This is a genomic window from Roseovarius gahaiensis (genome assembly GCF_011601345.1).
GTDB lineage: Bacteria > Pseudomonadota > Alphaproteobacteria > Rhodobacterales > Rhodobacteraceae > Roseovarius > Roseovarius gahaiensis.
This window is the reverse complement of the sequence record NZ_JAAORB010000020.1, coordinates 32730-51209: the sequence shown is the minus strand read 5'-3', so window position 1 is coordinate 51209 and position 18480 is coordinate 32730. Positions and strand designations below refer to the sequence as shown.

Genomic DNA, 18480 nt, shown 5'->3' with positions numbered 1-18480 from the left:
CGACCCGCGCCCGTGGCAGGTAGGGGTACACGTCGAGGTCGAGCCGTGGTGGCCGCTTCTCGACCTGACACAAAACCAGATGCTTCACAGCATCAAAGCCGACCGCGCCCATCTTCAGGGCCTGCTTTACGGCAACGTGCAGGTCATCCATGCCGAAGGTCTCCAGAAGGCGCAGCACCTGGACATACTCGCGGCGCCCTATCTTCAGCATGCGCGCTTCCATCAGGCGGCGCAGCGTGTCGAACTCTTCTGGCAAGTCCCACTCCGCAAGGGGCGCGGCCTGATCCAAAGCATTGATCTTGCGTTCGATCAGCGGGAGGTAGTGGATCGGGTCGAACACCATGTCCTCGCGCGCGTAGCACCGCGGATGGCGTGCGATCACGTCCCCACGGCAGCCAATCACCACCTGATCGACATAGGCCCGCACCCAGACATCCTGATGGCCATAGGCCACGGGGACCGAGTAATCGTTGGTGTCGTAGCGGACCAAAGACTGGGAGCTCACCCGGCCGCTGGCCTGTGCGCAGGCCTCAAAGGGGGCGGCTGGCAAGGGGCGCATCTCGGCCAGATCCCGCTGCAGGCGCGCGCCGATCGCCTCCGTGTGCCCACGGAGTGTATCAGTCTGACGGGCGCGACACTGCTCTTCAAGATAGGCGTTGAAGCTCTCCCAATCCGGGAAGTGGGGGATCGGCACCATGTGGTTGCGGCGCACGTAGCCCACCATCCCCTCAACATTGCCCTTGTCGTTCCCTTTACCGGGCCGCCCGTAGCGGTCTCGGAACAGGTCGTGCGACAGCAGCCCGCTGAACAGCGTCGCGCGGACCCGCGTACCATCCAGCTGGATCTTCGAGACCAGGCAGCGATCGTTGTCGTAGAGAACCGACTGCGGCACCCCGCCAAAGAAGGCAAAGGCATGCACATGCCCGTCCATCCAGGCCTCCGCCGTCGCCGCCGGGTAGGCCCGCACGAAGTAGGCATCGCTGTGCGGCAAATCCAGAACGAAGAAGTGGGCCTTTTGTTCGACACCCCCGATCACAACCAACGCTTCGCCAAAATCGGCTTGCGCATGGCCCGGCGGATGCGCCAGCGGCACGAACATCTCACGGCTGCGTCGTTCACGCTGCCGAACGTAATCCTTGATGATCGTATAGCCGCCGTTGAACTTGTGTTCCGCCTTGAGCCGCTCGTGGATCCGCTTCGCCGTGTGGCGCTGTTTGCGGGGCACATTCTTGTCCCCTTCAAGCCAGCCGTCGATGATCTCCGTAAACCCATCAAGCTTGGGACGCTTGATCTCCTTCGTGCGCCGGTAACCCGGCGGCGAAGAAAACGCCAACATCTTGCGAACGCTGTCGCGCGATATATTGAAATGGCGCGCCAGCTCCCGCTGGCTCATTCCCTCGCTGCGCGCCAGCCTGACCTTCAGATAAAGTTCCACGGTGTAAATCTCCTCGCCCTCCCTGCAGCTGCAAGAAGGGAAAAAGTGGACGACTTTTACGCCGCCCGCACCGCCAATATGGCGGCGCTACCGTGGTCTAATTTTGCACCGCCGTTCTCACATTCAGCAGATCAACGTGCTGCTGGATGACGACAGCATTTTTTATCCCGATGACGACGCATGGTCGATTGGCACCGATGGGAATTCTCTTTGGAACCACGCGGCGATCCGGTCATCTGGTGTGAACACAACAGACGAGATGCCGGACATCTACAAGCAATTGGCCAATTCGCTTGAGGCCGGATCGAATGCGGTCGGCGCGGGGGTGCGTGGGGATGACCCGTTCGAAGGCATGGACCGGCTGGACGTGCTTTACATCGAGGGCGACTTGCTCAGCCTGCAAGCAATCCGTCAGGTCAACTATGCGGGCGACGCCGATCAGGTCGAGTTGAAGGCGACCCAAGCCGCCCTGACCGAGGGTGGCGAAATTTCGGTAACCACCGGCGCGAACTTCCTGATCAACATTGCCGAGCTGTCCGACTTCGGGGTCGACAGCGCCGTTTATGTGGAGGGAGAGCAATATTCCGACGCCTTGATGCACCAAGCAGGATTGATCGTGTCCGACCCGGCAAATCAGGGCCTAGGGGGCGATGGCTTGGCCAGCGAAGCGGTGGCCTTTCTGGCCGATGGCATGATCGGGGAAGAAAAAGACGAAACGTCCGCCGCGCCAGACAACAGTGACGGCATGGACGCCAACCACGATGTCATGGGCGGCATTTTGACGTGACATTCAAAGACCGGTCTTGAGGGGGACATATTTAAATGAACAGACCGACCAAAAATCTCAAGCCGGACGACAAAGCGGCCACGCATGAAAGCACACACTCCAAAGCGCTGGATCGGAAACCACCAAAGCCAATACGGCTGGAACCTGAAGCGCGGGTTGATATCGACGTTCCGGCCAAAACGCGCAGGCCGGACCGAAAATCCAAAGACACCCCAACCGACGCCAAGGCGACTGAAACATCCGGCGGCGGGACCGGTGGCACAACCGACGGCGGCGGTGGCGGCGGCGGTTCGGGCGGCTTTCACAAGCGGCTTGGCCCGGTTGATTTCTCGGGCAACCTCAAGGCCGGGCTGGCGTCGGTCAGGCGCAACATCTGGGTTGTCATGCTGTTCACGCTGGCGACTAACCTGCTGATTCTGGCCATTCCGGTTTACCTTTTCCAGATTTCTGATCGCGTCCTGACCAGCCGATCAACCGACACCCTTATCATGTTGACCGTGGTGATTGTCGGGGCGGTTATTCTGCAAGCGTTTTTCGATGCAATCCGGCGTTTTATCCTGATGCGCACCGCGGTCGAGGTGGCGGCACGGCTTGGCTCTTCGATCCTCAGCGCGGCCGCGCGCGCATCGCTGCACGGCACGGGTCGGGAATATCAGACCTTGGGCGATCTACAGCAATTGCGCGGTTTTCTTGTGTCGGGCACGCTGTTGTCAATCCTTGATGTGCCCTTCGCCCCAATTTTCATCTTGGCAATTTTTCTTGTTCACCCGCATCTTGGCTTGATCGTTATTGGCACAGCACTTGCCTTGCTGGTGATTGCGTTGATCAACCAACGTCTGACCGCCCGGCATTTCGGCTAGGCCAACCGCCATCAAAGCATGGCCAACATGCATCTCGATTCCATGGCGCGGAATAGTCAGATTATCAACGCGCTTGCCATGATCCCCGAGGCAGTTTCGATCTGGGGGCGTGATACGGCCGCTTCGTTGAAATCTCAGGTCCGCGCACAAGATCGCAACATCGCGTCAGCGGCGGTATCGCGCGGCGTGCGCCTTTTGACACAGGTCGGAATGCTGGGATGGGGTGCCTATCTTGCTATCTTGGGCGAAATCACGGGCGGCATGGTCATCGCCGCCTCGATCATCGCGGGGCGGGCCTTGGCCCCGATCGAAGGTGCCATCGAAGGGTGGAACCAGTTCACCCTGTCGCGGGCGTCATTCGGGCGCATTTCAAATCTGCTGAACGACTCGCCGCTGAATCAAGACCGCCTGCGCCTGCCCCGCCCCGAGGGTCGGCTAGACGTTGAACGGCTGCTTTACGTGCCGCAAGGCACCAAAAGCGTGATCCTGAACGGGATCAGTTTTTGTCTGGCCCCCGGTGAATCCTTGGCGGTCATCGGCAATTCAGGCGCGGGCAAAACGACACTTGGCAAAATGCTGGTCGGGGCGATTTTGCCCACGTCGGGCTGTGTGCGTCTGGATTTGATGGACCTGCGCAACTGGGACCAGCGCCAATTCGGGGAAAGCATTGGCTACCTGCCGCAAGACGTTCAACTGTTCCCCGGCTCGATCAAGGCCAACATCGCGCGCATGCGCGCCGATGCCACGGATGATCAGATTTATCAGGCCGCGATGCTGGCCGATGTGCATGACATGATTGCCAATCTACCGCATGGCTACGAAACCTTTGTCGCCGCAGATGGCGCGCCATTATCAGGCGGCCAGAAACAGCGCATCGCCTTGGCCCGCGCCTTCTATGGCAATCCAAGACTGGTGGTGCTGGACGAGCCGAACTCGAATCTCGACACCGCGGGCGATCAGGCTTTGGCGCGCGCCATGGAACACGCCAAGAAAAGCGGGATCACCGTTGTGGTCGTGACCCAAAAGCCGTCCCTTCTGGCCCATGTGGACAAGATCATGCTGCTGGCGGGCGGCAATGTCGCGATGTTCGGCGAACGCGAACGCGTTCTGGCGCAACTCAAGCAACAACAAGGCGGCGCGCAGGGCAATCTTGGCAACGGTGGCGGTAAATCTCTGCCCGGCAACGGAGGCACAGGCAAATGACACGGTCCATCGCATATGATGCAAGTGAATGGTATTCCAGCGTTCCGCGCTCGATCAGCAAGCATGTCACTGTTGGATTGCTGGTCATGGCCCTGTCATTTGGCGGGTTTGGGGCTTGGGCCTTTCGCGCGCCTTTGGCCGCAGCCGTGATCTCGCCGGGGACGTTCGTGGCAACCGGCAACAACCAGATCGTGCAACACCTTGAAGGTGGGATTATCCGTGAAATCATGGTGACCGAAGGGGCGCGGGTCAAAAAAGGCGATCCGATCATCCGATTGGACGAAACCGCCACAGAGGCCCGCCTGCGCGAACTGTTCTTGCGGCGGGCCCGGCTTGAAATCATGACGGCCCGCCTGTTGGCCGAGTATCATGGTCAAGACGACATGCCGACGCCTGAGTTTCTGCAACAATCGGCTGACGACCCTGCTGTCGCGGAAATCATCCGCAACCAAGAACTGAATTTCGCAGTGTCAAAGATGAAGGTCGCCAAGGACATTTCGCTATTGCGCAGCAATATCAGCGCCTTGGAAAACCGCTTGGATGGATACGAGGCACAGCACAAATCGCTGGAAGAACAGATCGCATATCTTGACGAAGATATCGCGACGCAATCCACCCTTTTTGAAAAAAGGCTGGTCTCGAAAAGTCAGATCAATTCGCTGCAACGGGCGCGGGCCGAAGGGATTGGGCAAAAAGGCCGTGTTCTGTCTCAAATCGCCGAAACGCATGAGATGATTTCCAAACAGAAGTCGCAGATTGAGCAAGCGCGCACAGCCCACAAGGAGGCCGCACTGGATGAATTACAGGTCACCGAAGGCGAGTTGGACAGTGTGCGCGAACAATACCGCAATGCCCTGAGCATTCGACAGCGCTCAACGATCGAGGCACCGGTCAGCGGCACCGTCGTGCGCATGAATTACAATACACCGGGTGGCGTCATAGAAAGCGGCAAAAGCATCGCCGAGATCCTACCATCAGGTGCCCCGTTGATCATCGAAACGGAAATCCCGCGCAAGAATATCGATAGCGTCCAAATCGGCCAAACGGCCACGGTCCGGCTGACAGCATTGAACCAGCGGACCACCCCCGTTTTGACCGGCGAGGTATTTTATGTCTCGGCGGACGCTTTACCAGACACCACACAAATGACCCCGCGCGAGGTCTATCTGGCACGCGTGCGTTTGACGGCCGAGGAACTAAACCGCGTCAAGGGCTTTAGGCCAACCCCAGGCATGCCCGCCGAGGTGATGATCCAGGCCGCCGAACGCACGTTTTTTGAATATTTGACCAAACCGATCGTGGATTCAATGTCACGCGCGTTTCGCGAACGCTGAACCCTCCTCAGACAGATCAGCCCATTGACCTTTAATCGCGCAGCGCCTTGGCAACCGCCTCCAGCAATTGCGGTGCGATAAACTCGGCCCCGGTATTGGACAGGTGGTCATCGTCGTAATAAAGAACCTTGCCCGGCACAGCATTCACGCAACGCCCCGGTACCAATGTGTTGCACAGCGCTTTGTGCGGGTACGCGCGATAAATGCCCGGACCCGCGATCTGATCCAGATAGGACATGGCTGAGGAATTGCGCGCCTGAAAAACGTCGTAAGATGTTGTCAGCAAAAGGTCATCCGGGTTGGCCCCGTCATAGGCAATCATGTGTTGCAAAACCTTGGGCACGTTCCAGCCCGCTTCGGGGTTGGGATAGACAAGCACAACGTTGCTTGTGTCAACGAACGCCTTTAAATTCTCCCGCAACTTGTCGGTCAGGGCTTGCTTGTACGCCGCGCTACCGGGGGTAGACCGTCAATATCATACCCTGACCCCTCGCCAAATTCGACACCGCCTTCCTCGTTGGAAAACCTGTTGCCTTCAAAATAAAGCGTCCAGCGGTTTGATAATACAATGACATCGGGTTGAAGTTCTTCCAGTATGCCGCGCATTTCACGCGCATAGGTGTCGCAATCTCGACCATACCCTTTGAACCCATCAAAGGGGATGCAGGAATTCGCAGTGAACTGGTAAAAATCATAGCCAAGGTCTTTGGCCCCCAAACGCAGTGCGGCGGCATAATGATCGGCGTGGCTATCCCCCAACAAGACAACTTTTTGCTGTGCCCCGGTTTCGATGCTGCAATGCTCTCGCGCCGCGTCAGCAGAGAATTCCGCAGGAATTGGCAAACACTGTGCGTGATCGTTTCTGTCGTCGAAGGCATACAAAATATGGTTGGGCACCACTTTTTCGAACCGGGCCTCCAAACCCGCCGCCCGGCCACCAAGCCCGACCGAGACAAACAATAAAAGCCCAGCGATGCTGGCAATAAAGACCTGTGACCGGCGAGGGAAAACCGGCATTTTTCCCGCGCGAAACGGCTGTTCCACATAGCGCCAACTGATCGCGGCCAGACCCAACGTCACCCCAGACAGCACCAGCATGAGCCACAGCGCGGGTTCGTGCAGGCTGCGGATACGGGCAAACGCGAACAACGGCTGGTGCCATAGGTATGCAGAATAACTGATTAACCCGATGGCAACAGGCAGCCGCATCGACAAACACCGCCCCACCCAAGTATCGGCTTGCGCGTATAGCAGAACCAAGCACGTGCCCAACACCGGCACCATCGCATAGAGCGAGGGAAACGGGACGCTGCTATCATAGAAGAAAACCGCATAGAGGATCATCGCAAGACCGATGGTCGCCAGAAACTCATTTCTGCGCGGCGGCACCCTGAATGCAATGAACGCACAGATTGAGCCCGCGAACAATTCCCACACGCGTGAGAAGGTGAAAAAGAAATTTTCATTCGGGTGATGACGCCAGCCCCATTCGCTCAAGGCTAGGGACAAAATCCCAATAACGCCGATCACAAGAATATACTTCCGCCGCGAAAATACGCCCAGCATCGCGATCAGGTAGGGGAAGAACAGGTAATACTGCTCTTCAACGGCCAAACTCCACGTGTGCAGCAGAGGCCGCAACTCGGCGGATTGGGCGAAATAATCCGAGTATTCCCAGAAATGCACATTCGACAGGAATATGGCGGCGAACCCCAAACTGCGCAGATAATCATCAAAGCCATCCGGCGGCATCCACGCCCATGCCAGCGGGAAACTTGCCCCCAAAACAAGAAAAAGCGCCGGCAAGATGCGCCGTGCGCGCCGTTCATAAAACTGCAAAATTGAAAATCGCCCATGCGCGCGCTGGTCGATGATGATCGTCGTGATTAGAAAACCGGAGATCACAAAAAAGACGTCGACGCCGACAAAACCGCCTGAAAAAACATCCAATCCAGCGTGGAAAAAGATCACAGGCATCACCGCTACAGCACGCAGCCCATCAATCTCGCGTCGATAGTTCACTTTCCGGTCGCTCCAAAACGGCACGCACCGCGACCGTGCGCGGGGCAACATGTGTCTCTATCGCGCCAGACACGAAATGGCGCAAGCCATCGTCGTACAATCCAGTCAACGCCGCCGCATATGTGCCACACGACATCCGAACGTCGACCAACTGTGAGAAGTCTCAGGGCAAACTTGCCCCGCAGGATGCACGGCCAAATGTGAACCCGGTGCAACTCAAGCCAATCGAGCGCGAATACCCATCACCGATCCCGACCTTATCCGCCTGATTATTGCGTCAACCCCGAGGCCCGCTCGCGTAGAACGAACTTCTGGATTTTGCCGGTCGAGGTTCTGGGGATTGTGTCAAACACGATCTTGCCGGGCACTTTGTAGGGGGCCAGATGCTCGCGGCACCATGTGCGCAGCGTAGGTTCATCCACCTGCCCGCCCGCGTTCAACTCCACAAACGCACAGGGCGTTTCGCCCCATTTTTCATGCGGCATGGCCACGACGGCGGCCACGGCAACAGCCGGGTGCCGATACAGCGCCTCTTCAACCTCGATCGACGAGATATTTTCACCACCCGATATGATGATGTCCTTCGAGCGATCCTTTAGCTGGATATATCCATCGGGATAAACCACCCCCAGATCACCGGAATGGAACCAGCCACCGGCCAGTGCCTTTTGCGTGGCCTCGCTATTGCGGAAATAGCCCTTCATCACCACGTTGCCGCGGAACATCACCTCGCCCATGGTTGCGCCATCGCGGGGGACGGGTTGCATGGTGTCTGGGTCCAGAACGTCCAACTGTTCCAACGGCAAATAGCGCACGCCCTGTCGCGCCTTCAGCTTGGCCTGTTCCGGCGCGGGCAAATCCGACCAGTCGGAATGCCATTCGTTGACAACCGACGGGCCATAGGTTTCCGTCAGGCCATAGAGGTGCGTCACATCAAAACCCGCCTCGGCCATACTGGCCAGCAGGCTTTCGGGGGGCGGTGCGGCGGCGGTGAAAAACTGCACACGATGCTGCAATTCGCGCTTTTCCTCGGTCGGGGCGGATTCGATCAAAGACATGACGATGGGCGCGCCGCACAGATGCGTCACCCCTTCCTCGGCCAAGGCCTGCCAGATCGGGGCCGCGCGCACCTGCCGCAAACAGACATGCGTGCCAATGATGGCCGACAGGGTCCAAGGAAAACACCATCCGTTGCAGTGAAACATCGGCAGGGTCCACAGGTAAACGCTGTGCTTGGCCATGGATGTGGTTAGCGCATTGCCCTGCGCCAGCAGGTAAGCGCCGCGATGATGCGAGACGACGCCCTTGGGGTCGCCCGTGGTGCCCGACGTATAATTGATCGAGATCGCGTCCCATTCATCCTCGGGCATGAGCCACTCAAAATCCGCATCGCCGGTGGCAACGACAGCCTCGTAATCCTCGGCGCCCTCCATGCCACCGGGGCCGGTGTATTCGGGGTCGTCGTATTGAATAACCTCTGGCGTGACAGTCGCCAGTTCCAAAGCCTCGGCCATCAACGGCGCAAATTCGCGATCAACAATGACAATCTTTGCCATGGCGTGATCAAGCTGAAACGCGATGATCGCGGCATCCAACCGTGTGTTGATCGAATGCAGAACCGCGCCACACATCGGCACGCCATAATGACATTCCAGCATGGCAGGTGTATTGGCCAACATGGCCGATACCGTATCGCCCCGGCCAATCCCGCGCCCGGCCAGAACCGATGCCAGTTGCCGCGACCGCGCGTAGAAATCCCTGTAGCTGCGCCGCAAGTCCCCATGCACGATGGCCGTATAATCCGGAAAAACACTGGCCGCGCGTTCAAGAAACGTCAGCGGAGTTAGCGGCTGATAGTTGGCCGGTGTCCGGTCAAGGCCGGTGTTGTAGGGGTTCTCGGACATGTGTTTATCGGTCCTGCCATTGGGGTGCGCGTTTTTCGATGAAAGCACCGATGCCTTCCTCGGCGTCATGGGCCAGCATGTTATCGACCATCACCTGACTTGCATAGTCATAGGCGTCGGCCAATGGCATCTCGCGTTGGGCATAGAACGCACGCTTGCCGGTGGCCAGCGTCATGGTGGATTTCGAGGCGATCTTGCGTGCCATTTCCATGGTGGCCGCCTGCAATTCTTCTTCGGCCACGGCATAATTCACCAACCCGATTTCGGCGGCGCGGGGCGCGGGCGTCATATCGCCGGTCAGCAGCATTTCCATCGCATGCTTGTTGGCGGTGTTGCGCGACAGGGCCACCATGGGGGTCGAGCAGAACAGCCCGATATGCACGCCCGGCGTGCTGAACTTGGCGCTGTCCGCCGCAATCGCCAGATCGCAGCTTGCCACCAATTGGCAGCCTGCGGCGGTGGCGATGCCGGTGACCTCGGCGATCACCGGCTTGGGGCAGTTGACGATGCCCTGCATCACGCCCGAACACTGGCCCATCACCTTGGTGAAATAAGCGCGGCCCCCGTCTGCTGCGGCGCGCCCGGCGGTCATTTCCTTCAGGTCGTGCCCCGCACAAAACGCCGGACCATTGGCCGCAAGGACGATCACACGCACCGCCGGGTCATGACCCGCCTCATCAAACGCCGCTCCAAGCGCCGAAAGCATCGCCTCAGACAAGGCATTGCGCCGCGCCACATCGTTCAAGGTCAGGCGCAGGACGCCATCATCCGACAGGTCGCGCAGCAAGATATCGGTCTGGGTGGTCATGGGCCGGTCCTTTTTCTTGATCTCAGTTGACGTTGATTTCCACGCTATCCGCCAAGGTGTTGGCGATAAAGCAATAGCGATGCGCGCGGTGCTGCATTTCGTCTAGCTTGTCGGCCTCGACGGCAAAGCCGGTATCGAACCGCACCACCGGGTTCAGGTCGATCCGCGTGACCGACATCTGCCCTTGGGCGTTTTTGCCCAGATGCGCCTCGGCATAATCGTGGTAGCTGGCCACCGGCCACCCGGCCTTGGCGCATAGCGCAAGGAAGGTCATCATGTGACAACTGGACAGCGCCGCCGCAAGCGCCTGTTCGGGGTTGGTATTGTCGGGATCGCCGCCCCAATCGGGGGCGGCGTCCACTTGCACTTCGTGGGTGTTGTTATACTGCACCGTATGGGCGTTTGAAAACTTGCCAGTTTGTAAAGCCGGTTCGGCGCGCTGCCAATGCAGCTCGATGGCGAGGTCGGACATGTTGTTGCCTTTATGCGTTGATCTGGACGGCCTCGGTCGCGCCAGTGGCGGCGATTTGCTTGCGCGGGTCAAAGAAGGGCTTCTCAACAACGGTGGCCGTGGTTTCGCCAGTCTGGGTCATCACATCCAACTGAGTGCCAAGCTCTGCCGCCTCGACCGAGACCATCGCCAAGGCGATGTTCTTTTTCAGACGTGGCGAATATACAGCCGAGGTGACCTTGCCCACCGGGTCGCCATTTTGGTTGATCGCCCAGAAGGCCGTATTCGGCCCTGACATCGGCTCTCCTTCGATGATCAGGCCAACCTGCTTGCGGGTAACGCCGTTGTCGCGGATGCGCTGCAACGCGAACTTGCCGATAAATTCGGCGTCCATATCCAGATTAACCAAACGATCCATGCCCAACTCGAACGGGTTGGTGTGGATATCAGCATCGGCATGATAGGACAGCATACCACCTTCGACACGACGAATGGTCGAGGTGTGGCCGGGTTTCAGACCCATCGGCATACCGACGGCCATGATCCGCTCCCACAGGGCATCGCCGTAATCTGAATCGCGCAGGTAGATTTCATAGCCCAACTCGCTGGACCAGCCGGTGCGCGACACGATCAGCGGAATGCCATCCAGCTCCATCTCGCGGAACCAGTAATAGCGCAGGTCCATAACCTCGTCGCCAAACAGCGCCTGCATGATTTCGCCCGATTTGGGGCCCTGCAATTGCAGCGGCGACACGTCCGGTTCACAGATTGAAACATCAAGCCCGGAATGCACGGCCACACCCTGCGCCCATAGCAGAATGTCACTGTCGGCCAGCGACAGCCAGAAATGATCGTCGGCCAGCTTCAGCAGGATCGGGTCGTTCAGGATGCCGCCTTCGGCGTTGGTGATCATGACGTATTTGCACTGACCCACAGCCATGTTCGACAGGTCGCGCGGCGTCAGCATCTGGGTGAATTTGGCCGCGTCCGGGCCGGTGATTTCAACCTGACGCTCAACCGCCACATCGCACAGGATCGCATCGTTCACGAGGTTCCAGAAATTCTGCTCGGGGTCGCCGAAATCACGCGGGATATACATGTGATTGTAAACCGAAAACCCTTGCGCGCCCCAACGCACCGTTGCGTCGAAGTAAGGCGATTTGCGGATTTGAGTGCCAAAACCAAAGTCTTGAGATTGCATCATGTCATTCACCCTGTTTTGCGCTTCGGGCCATGCCCTGGGTCGCGTTGTTGATGTTTCCGGATGTAACGTGTTTTGTTTTATCAGACGGCCTAAAAATCGGGCGCTTCGAAGACTGTTCAGGCTTGGATTCAGGGGTTTGCGGACTGAATGGTCCGGGATGACAAATCACGACACGGCATGTCGCAAACATTACAGCCTGTTTTGCGCCACCAGCTTGGCAAGGTTGGGTTGTTCGGCCTTGATCAGACGGGTAGCGAAATACGTCATATACCGGTCAACCGCCAGATCCTCGGATAACAGATCATCCATCAGGGCCTGAAACGCGGACAGGTTGGGCGTGACCAAGGTCATGATGTAATCAATGCCACCGCCTGTCGCCACGCAGTTAATGACCTCGTCAATCGACCGGATATAGGTTTCGAACCTGTCAAAGTCGGATTTGCGGTGATGCGTCAGGGATACGGTCACGACCACCCGCGTCGCATCCACCACCCGTTCAAGGGCGATGTCGGCATGGTAGCCGCGGATATATCCAGCCGCGCGCAGGCGGGTCAGCCGCGCCCAACATGGGGTTGCCGACAGGTTGACCAACTCGGCAAGTTTTGTCTTGCTCAGCTGGCCGTGCTTTTGCACCGCGCTTAAAATGCGAATATCCGTTGGATCGAGCCCCTGCCGTTCTCGCATAACATGCCGCCTTGCTGAATGACCGATACACCGCATGCGCCTGCCACAAACGTCCTGCGGTTTTTTTTAGATGTTATGCGGACAAGTGGCCGCACCAAGAGGCGAATTTGCGACCTAATAAATACCAGTAGCGGCAAATGATTTACACAAGGCGATTTCACATGGGCAGAAACCGAAACCGTTTTGGTGTTTTGCATGCAGTCAGCCAAGAAGCTTGGCATGACGCGACGGCACCGATCTTTACACTGGCCGGCAATCGGGACTACGGTAACAGGTATAGAAACGGCCGCCCCGCGCCTGTGGGATGCGGCAAAATAGTCCTTAGGGAGTCTTCCATGAAACATCTCAGATCGCTCACCGCCGCAATGGCAATGGTTCTGGGGGCGGCCACCGTGGCCCCGGCCCAGACACTAAACTTTGCCTATGACGCGGACCCCGTGTCACTTGATCCGCACGAACAATTGTCGGGCGGCACGCTTCAGTTGTCCCATATGGTGTTCGACCCGCTGGTGCGGTGGAATAAGGATTTGGGGTTTGACCCCCGCCTTGCCGAAAGCTGGGAACGTGTGGACGACACGACGATGCGCTTTCACCTGCGCGACGGTGTCACCTTCCACACCGGCAACGAGATGACCGCCGACGATGTCGTCTGGACGATCGAGCGGTTGAAATCCTCGCCCGACTTCAAGGGCATTTTTGCTGGCTGGACCTCGGCCACGGCGATTGATGAAGATACGGTTGAAATCAAGACAGATGGGGCCAGCCCGCTTGTTCTTCACACCGCAACCTACGTCTTCCCGATGGACAAGGATTTTTACGAGGACGGCGGCGCCGAGATTGCCAAGCACGGCGACAGTTTCGCCAGCCGTAACGTTTCGGGCACCGGCCCCTTCACCGTGGCCGAGCGTGAACAGGGTGTGCGCGTCACCTTCGAACGCAACCCCGATTACTGGGATGCCGACAGCCCCGGCAACGTGCAAACCGCCGTTCTGACCCCGATCAAGGAAGCGCCCACACGTGTCGCAGCCTTGCTGTCGGGCGATGTGGATTTCATCGCGCCAGTTCCGCCGACCGATCTTGAGCGGATCGAAAACGACGACAACACCAAACTGGTGACGATGACCGGCACCCGCATCATCACGCTTCAGATGAACCAGGACCGGAACGAAGCCTTGGCCAACCCCAAGGTCCGTCAGGCGATTGCCTATGCTATCAACAACGATGGCATCGTGCAAAAGATCATGAAGGGCTTTGGCACCGTTGCGGCACAGCAATCACCCAAGGGCTATGTTGGTCACAACCCCGACCTGACCCCGCGCTTTGACGTGGCAAAGGCACAGGCGTTGATGGAAGAGGCGGGCTATGCCGATGGCTTCTCAGCCTCGATGATGTGCCCCAACAACCGTTACGTGAACGACTTCAAAATCTGCGAAGCGGCAGCGGCGATGCTGGCCAAGATCAACGTCCAGATCGACCTGACCACCATGCCCAAGGCGCAATACTGGCCCAAGTTCGACGAGCGCGCCGCCGACATCATGATGATCGGCTGGCATGCGGATACCGAAGACAGCGCCAACTTCAACGAGTTCCTGACCATGACCCCGGATGCCGACACCGGTCGTGGCCAATACAACTCGGGCAATTACTCGAACGCGGAAGTCGACGAGCTGACCATTGCCTCGCTGACCGAAACCGATGCCGAGAAACGCGCCGAAATGCTGCAACGGGTTGAGGAAATCCTTTACAACGAAGCCGCCTTCATTCCGTTCCACTGGCAAGATCTGGCTTGGGCGGCCCGCAAAGGCGTGATGATCGAAGACGTTGTCAACGTGATGAACTTCCCCTATCTGGGCGATCTGGTCATCCAAGACTAACGGGGCAATCAAGACGAAGCTCTCAGGCGCGGGCCGGATGCAACTGGCCCGCGCATATCCGAAAGACATCCATGCATATCATCGCTTTTCTTCTTCGACGCGGCGTTCAAGCCGTTGTCGTGATGTTCGTCATATCCCTGATCGGGTTTTCGATTCAGGGCAATCTGGGCGACCCGCTGCGCGAACTGGTCGGGCAATCGGTGTCCGAAGAAGAGCGCGACCTGATGCGCAATGAAATGGGGCTGAACGATCCGTTCTTCGTGCAGTATGCCCGGTTTCTGGGCAATGCTATACAGGGCGATTTGGGCACCTCGTATTTCTTCAAACGTCCCGCGCTTGACGTGATCATGGACAAATTTCCCGCCACGTTCGAACTGGTTCTGGGGGCGGTTTTCATTTTCCTGTCGCTGTCGATTCCGGCCGGTATTTATTGCGCCATCCATCGCGACAGTTGGCTGACGCAGTTTATCATGTCAGCCTCGATCATCGGCATTTCGGTGCCGGTGTTCCTGACCGCGATTGGCATGGTGTGGCTGTTCGGGGTCGAATTGGGCTGGTTGCCCGCGTTCGGGCGCGGCGACACGGTTGCCCTTCCATGGGGATGGGAGACCGGCCTACTGACATGGGACGGGCTAAGCCATTTGATCCTGCCGTCGATCACCCTGTCGTCAATCATGCTGCCACTGTTCATCCGCCTGATCCGCGCCGAGATGATGGAGGCCATGGGCACCGATTACGTGCGTTTTGCCAAGGCCAAGGGGCTATCAACAGCGCGGGTGCGCTATGTCCACGCCTTTCGAAATACTCTGTTGCCGGTGGTCACGGTGGGCGGGCTGATGATCGGCACGCTGATCGCCTATACCATCCTGACCGAAACCGTGTTCCAGTGGCCCGGTATGGGGTTCTTGTTCCTTGAGGCCGTAAACCGCGTCGATACCCCGTTGATCATCGCCTACATCATCGTGGTCGGCCTGATTTTCGTGGTCGTCAACACGCTGGTTGATTTCATCTACACACTCATCAATCCAATGGTGAAGCTACCGGGGGCAAAAGGATGATCTCACTCAAAGGCTTCATCAAACGGTTTCTGTCCGATCCGGTTGCCATCGGCGCCGGGGTGGTCTTGCTGATCCTTGTGCTGATGGCCGTTTTGGCCCCCTTCCTCGCCCCGCAAAACCCCTATGACCTGATGCAGCTTGACATCATGAACAGCGAAATGCCCCCAAGCTGGAAGCCCGGTGGCGATGATCGCTTTTTGCTGGGCACCGATGCGCAGGGGCGCGGCGTGTTGTCCACGATCATGTATGGCACCGGAATTTCGCTGATCATCGGTATCGGCGCAGTGATCGTTCAGGGCATTCTGGGCGTCACCCTTGGCCTGATCGCGGGGTATCGCGGTGGCTGGGTCGATGCGTTCCTGATGCGGTTGGCCGATATCCAGATGTCGCTGTCGACGCTGATGATCGCCATCATCGTGCTGGCCATCTTTTCCGCCACGTTCGATGCCAACACCTATGCCGATTACGCGATCTTCATGCTGATCCTGATCATCGGTGTCGCCGAATGGCCCAAATTTGCGCGCACGGTGCGATCCTCGGTTCTGGGGGAACGCAACAAGGAATATGTCGATGCCGCCCGCGTCATCGGGCTGCCCCCGCGCAAGATCATGTGGAAGCATATCCTGCCCAACACCCTGACGCCGGTGCTTGTGATCTCGACCATTCAGGTGGCCGAGGCGATCATGACCGAAGCCGCGCTATCGTTTCTTGGGCTTGGAATGCCGGTGGACCGTCCGTCGCTTGGCTCGCTCATCCGCTCGGGTTTCGAGTTCATCTTCTCCGGCTCGTGGTGGATCACCTTCTATCCCGCCCTCGTGCTGGTCGCACTGATCCTTGCGCTGAACCTTTTGGGCGACTGGCTGCGCGATGTCTTCAATCCGAAACTGCGCCGGGGGGATGACTGATGCCTTTGCTTGAAATCCGTGATTTGCACGTCGCCTTTCCCAAGGGCAAGAAAACCGAGGTCGAGGCCCTGCGCGGCGTGAACCTGACGCTGGAAAAAGGCGAACGCCTTGGCGTCGTCGGAGAATCCGGCGCTGGCAAATCCATGCTGGCCTTTGCCATCCTCAACCTGATCGCCGACCCCGGCCGCGTGTCACAGGGCAGCATCACCTTTCATGGTGAAAACCTGCTTGATCTGTCCGAACGCGACATCCGGTCGATCCGTGGCAACCGTATTTCGATGATCTTTCAAGATCCGATGGTGACGCTGAACCCCGTGCTTTCAATCGGCACGCAGATGATCGAAACCCTAAAGGCGCATCGCCGCATTTCCGACAAAGAGGCGCGCAAGCTTTGCATCGAAAAGCTGCGCGAGGTGGCAATCCCATCGGCCGAGTCCCGGCTGGAAGCCTACCCGCATGAATTGTCGGGCGGCTTGCGCCAGCGCGTGGTGATCGCCATCGCTTTGCTGACCGACCCCGAACTGATCATCGCGGACGAGCCGACAACCGCCCTCGATGTCACGATTCAGGCCGAAATCATGGCGCTGATCCTGAAACTGTGCCGTGAAAAAGATGTCGCGCTGCTCCTGATCACCCATGACCTTGGGGTCGTAGCCGAAGTCACGCAGCGGCTGATGATCATGTATGCCGGTCTGTGCGTGGAAACCGGCCAGACCCGAGGCATCATCGACGCACCGCAGCATCCCTACACCTATGGTCTGCTCAAGGCACTTCCGCAAAAGGTGGGCCGCGGCGCGCGCCTGTATCAAATTCCGGGGTCCATGCCGCCGATCACCGCCCTGCCGTCGGGCTGCGCCTATCACCCGCGCTGTGACCGCGCGACAGACGTCTGCCGCAGCCAGATTCCACCGCTCGAAAACGGTCGTGCCTGTTTTCACCCGCTCAATGTCCCCGAGGCCACCTGATGACCACGCCCATCGTCGAAACAAAAGGGATTGAGGTTCGCTTTCCCCTGCCCACGCATTTCCTGTCGCGCGACAAGCCTGTGCTGCACGCGCTCAATACCGTGGACATTGCGATCCAGCCCGGTGAAACCTTTTGCGTTGTCGGGGAATCCGGTTGCGGCAAAACCACCCTCGGCCGCGCCATCATCGGGCTGCAACCACCGACCGCCGGTGAAATTTATTTCAACGGCCAGCGGATCGACCAGATGGACGAGGCCACCCGCAAGCCCATTCGCCGCGACATGCAGATGGTGTTTCAGAACCCTTATGCCTCGCTCAATCCGCGGCGCAACGTGTTCGAAACGCTGGCCGAGCCCATTCGCCACCTGATGCCCGAAACCCCGGCCTCCGAGGTGCGCGAGACGGTCGAAAACGTGCTTGCCGTCACCGGCTGTGATCCCTCATGGCAGCGCAAGCTACCGCACGAATTTTCCGGCGGTCAAAGGCAACGCATCGCAATCGCGCGGGCCTTGGTGACAAATCCGGCGTTTATCGTTGCGGATGAACCGATTTCTGCGCTTGATGTGTCCATTCAGGCGCAGATCCTGAACCTGATGACCGATCTGCAGTCCAAGTGGGGCCTGACCTATCTGTTCATCACCCATGACCTGAGCGTTGTTGAACATTTCGGCACACGTGTCGCGGTAATGTATCTGGGCCGCGTCATGGAACTGGCCAAAACCGAAACGCTGTTTGACGCGCCAAAACACCCCTATACACAACTGCTTCTTGATGCGATCCCCAAGCTTGAGGGCGGATCGTTCGACACGCCGCGTGAACCGGGCGAGCTGCCCGATCCGGTCAACATGCCACCGGGCTGTCCCTTTGCGCCGCGCTGTGCCATGGCCGAGGCGCGCTGCCGCGCCGAACGCCCGGAATTGCGGCCGCTGTCCAACGGCGCACGCGTGGCCTGCCATTTCGCAGAATAAACGCCCCCACACGGGTTT

16 protein-coding genes and 1 pseudogene are annotated in these 18480 nt (G+C 58.5%); 9 read left to right on the top strand and 8 right to left on the bottom strand.

What is annotated here, in order from left to right; all coding sequences use genetic code 11:
• Positions 1-1435 (bottom strand): IS21 family transposase (gene istA, locus HAT86_RS10680; RefSeq protein ID WP_167197099.1); only part of this gene is annotated, 1435 nt, incomplete at its 3' end.
• A 136-nt stretch (positions 1436-1571) separates the two neighbouring features.
• Here istA and HAT86_RS10675 point away from each other — a divergent pair.
• The 4 genes and pseudogenes from HAT86_RS10675 to HAT86_RS10665 all read left to right on the top strand — a co-directional run bounded on the left by HAT86_RS10675 (position 1572) and on the right by HAT86_RS10665 (position 5619).
• Positions 1572-2222, top strand: a complete 651-nt coding sequence (locus tag HAT86_RS10675) for a hypothetical protein (RefSeq protein ID WP_167197096.1) — start codon at positions 1572-1574, stop codon at positions 2220-2222.
• Between the two features lie 35 nt (positions 2223-2257).
• Positions 2258-3082 (top strand): type I secretion system permease/ATPase, encoded by an 825-nt coding sequence (locus HAT86_RS16865; protein ID WP_231125883.1) that lies wholly within the window; start codon positions 2258-2260, stop codon positions 3080-3082.
• Positions 3083-3097: 15 nt separating this feature from the next.
• A pseudogene (locus HAT86_RS16860) lies at positions 3098-4285 on the top strand (type I secretion system permease/ATPase); the annotation flags it as partial.
• The gene (locus HAT86_RS10665; protein WP_167197093.1) at positions 4282-5619 is read left to right on the top strand and encodes an HlyD family type I secretion periplasmic adaptor subunit; all 1338 of its coding nucleotides are present in this window, start codon (positions 4282-4284) and stop codon (positions 5617-5619) included. The pseudogene HAT86_RS16860 and the gene HAT86_RS10665, both read left to right, overlap by 4 nt.
• 31 nt (positions 5620-5650) lie before the next feature.
• Here HAT86_RS10665 and HAT86_RS17020 read toward each other — a convergent pair whose 3' ends face one another.
• The 7 genes from HAT86_RS17020 to HAT86_RS10630 all read right to left on the bottom strand — a co-directional run bounded on the left by HAT86_RS17020 (position 5651) and on the right by HAT86_RS10630 (position 12692).
• Entirely contained in the window at positions 5651-6040 is a 390-nt protein-coding gene (locus HAT86_RS17020) for an SGNH hydrolase domain-containing protein (protein WP_269204316.1), read from the bottom strand.
• Positions 6041-6048: 8 nt separating this feature from the next.
• Positions 6049-7641 (bottom strand): acyltransferase family protein, encoded by a 1593-nt coding sequence (locus HAT86_RS10655; RefSeq protein ID WP_167197087.1) that lies wholly within the window; start codon positions 7639-7641, stop codon positions 6049-6051.
• Positions 7642-7910: 269 nt separating this feature from the next.
• A complete protein-coding gene (locus HAT86_RS10650) occupies positions 7911-9545 on the bottom strand; it encodes an acyl-CoA synthetase (RefSeq protein WP_167197085.1) in 1635 nt (544 codons plus the stop codon).
• 4 nt (positions 9546-9549) lie between these two features.
• Positions 9550-10353 (bottom strand): enoyl-CoA hydratase, encoded by an 804-nt coding sequence (locus tag HAT86_RS10645; protein ID WP_167197080.1) that lies wholly within the window; start codon positions 10351-10353, stop codon positions 9550-9552.
• Positions 10354-10375: 22 nt separating this feature from the next.
• Positions 10376-10825: an OsmC family protein gene (locus tag HAT86_RS10640; RefSeq protein ID WP_167197077.1), complete on the bottom strand. Its 450-nt coding sequence runs from the start codon at positions 10823-10825 to the stop codon at positions 10376-10378.
• 10 nt (positions 10826-10835) lie between these two features.
• Positions 10836-12008 (bottom strand): glycine cleavage T C-terminal barrel domain-containing protein, encoded by a 1173-nt coding sequence (locus HAT86_RS10635; protein WP_167197074.1) that lies wholly within the window; start codon positions 12006-12008, stop codon positions 10836-10838.
• Between the two features lie 189 nt (positions 12009-12197).
• Positions 12198-12692 (bottom strand): Lrp/AsnC family transcriptional regulator, encoded by a 495-nt coding sequence (locus HAT86_RS10630; protein WP_167197072.1) that lies wholly within the window; start codon positions 12690-12692, stop codon positions 12198-12200.
• Between the two features lie 335 nt (positions 12693-13027).
• On the opposite strand from HAT86_RS10630, the gene HAT86_RS10625 reads away from it, so the two are divergent.
• The 5 genes from HAT86_RS10625 (at position 13028) to HAT86_RS10605 (ending at position 18462) form a co-directional block, all read left to right on the top strand.
• Positions 13028-14566: an ABC transporter substrate-binding protein gene (locus HAT86_RS10625; RefSeq protein ID WP_167197069.1), complete on the top strand. Its 1539-nt coding sequence runs from the start codon at positions 13028-13030 to the stop codon at positions 14564-14566.
• 71 nt (positions 14567-14637) lie between these two features.
• Positions 14638-15624: an ABC transporter permease gene (locus HAT86_RS10620; protein WP_196780587.1), complete on the top strand. Its 987-nt coding sequence runs from the start codon at positions 14638-14640 to the stop codon at positions 15622-15624.
• The gene (locus HAT86_RS10615; protein ID WP_167197066.1) at positions 15621-16529 is read left to right on the top strand and encodes an ABC transporter permease; all 909 of its coding nucleotides are present in this window, start codon (positions 15621-15623) and stop codon (positions 16527-16529) included. Before HAT86_RS10620 ends, HAT86_RS10615 begins: the two co-directional genes overlap by 4 nt.
• Positions 16529-17494, top strand: coding sequence for an ABC transporter ATP-binding protein (locus HAT86_RS10610; RefSeq protein ID WP_167197063.1), 966 nt, complete (start codon positions 16529-16531; stop codon positions 17492-17494). The genes HAT86_RS10615 and HAT86_RS10610 overlap by 1 nt, the downstream gene beginning before the upstream one ends.
• Positions 17494-18462 (top strand): ABC transporter ATP-binding protein, encoded by a 969-nt coding sequence (locus HAT86_RS10605; protein WP_167197059.1) that lies wholly within the window; start codon positions 17494-17496, stop codon positions 18460-18462. The genes HAT86_RS10610 and HAT86_RS10605 overlap by 1 nt, the downstream gene beginning before the upstream one ends.
• The last annotated feature ends 18 nt before the right edge of the window (positions 18463-18480 follow it).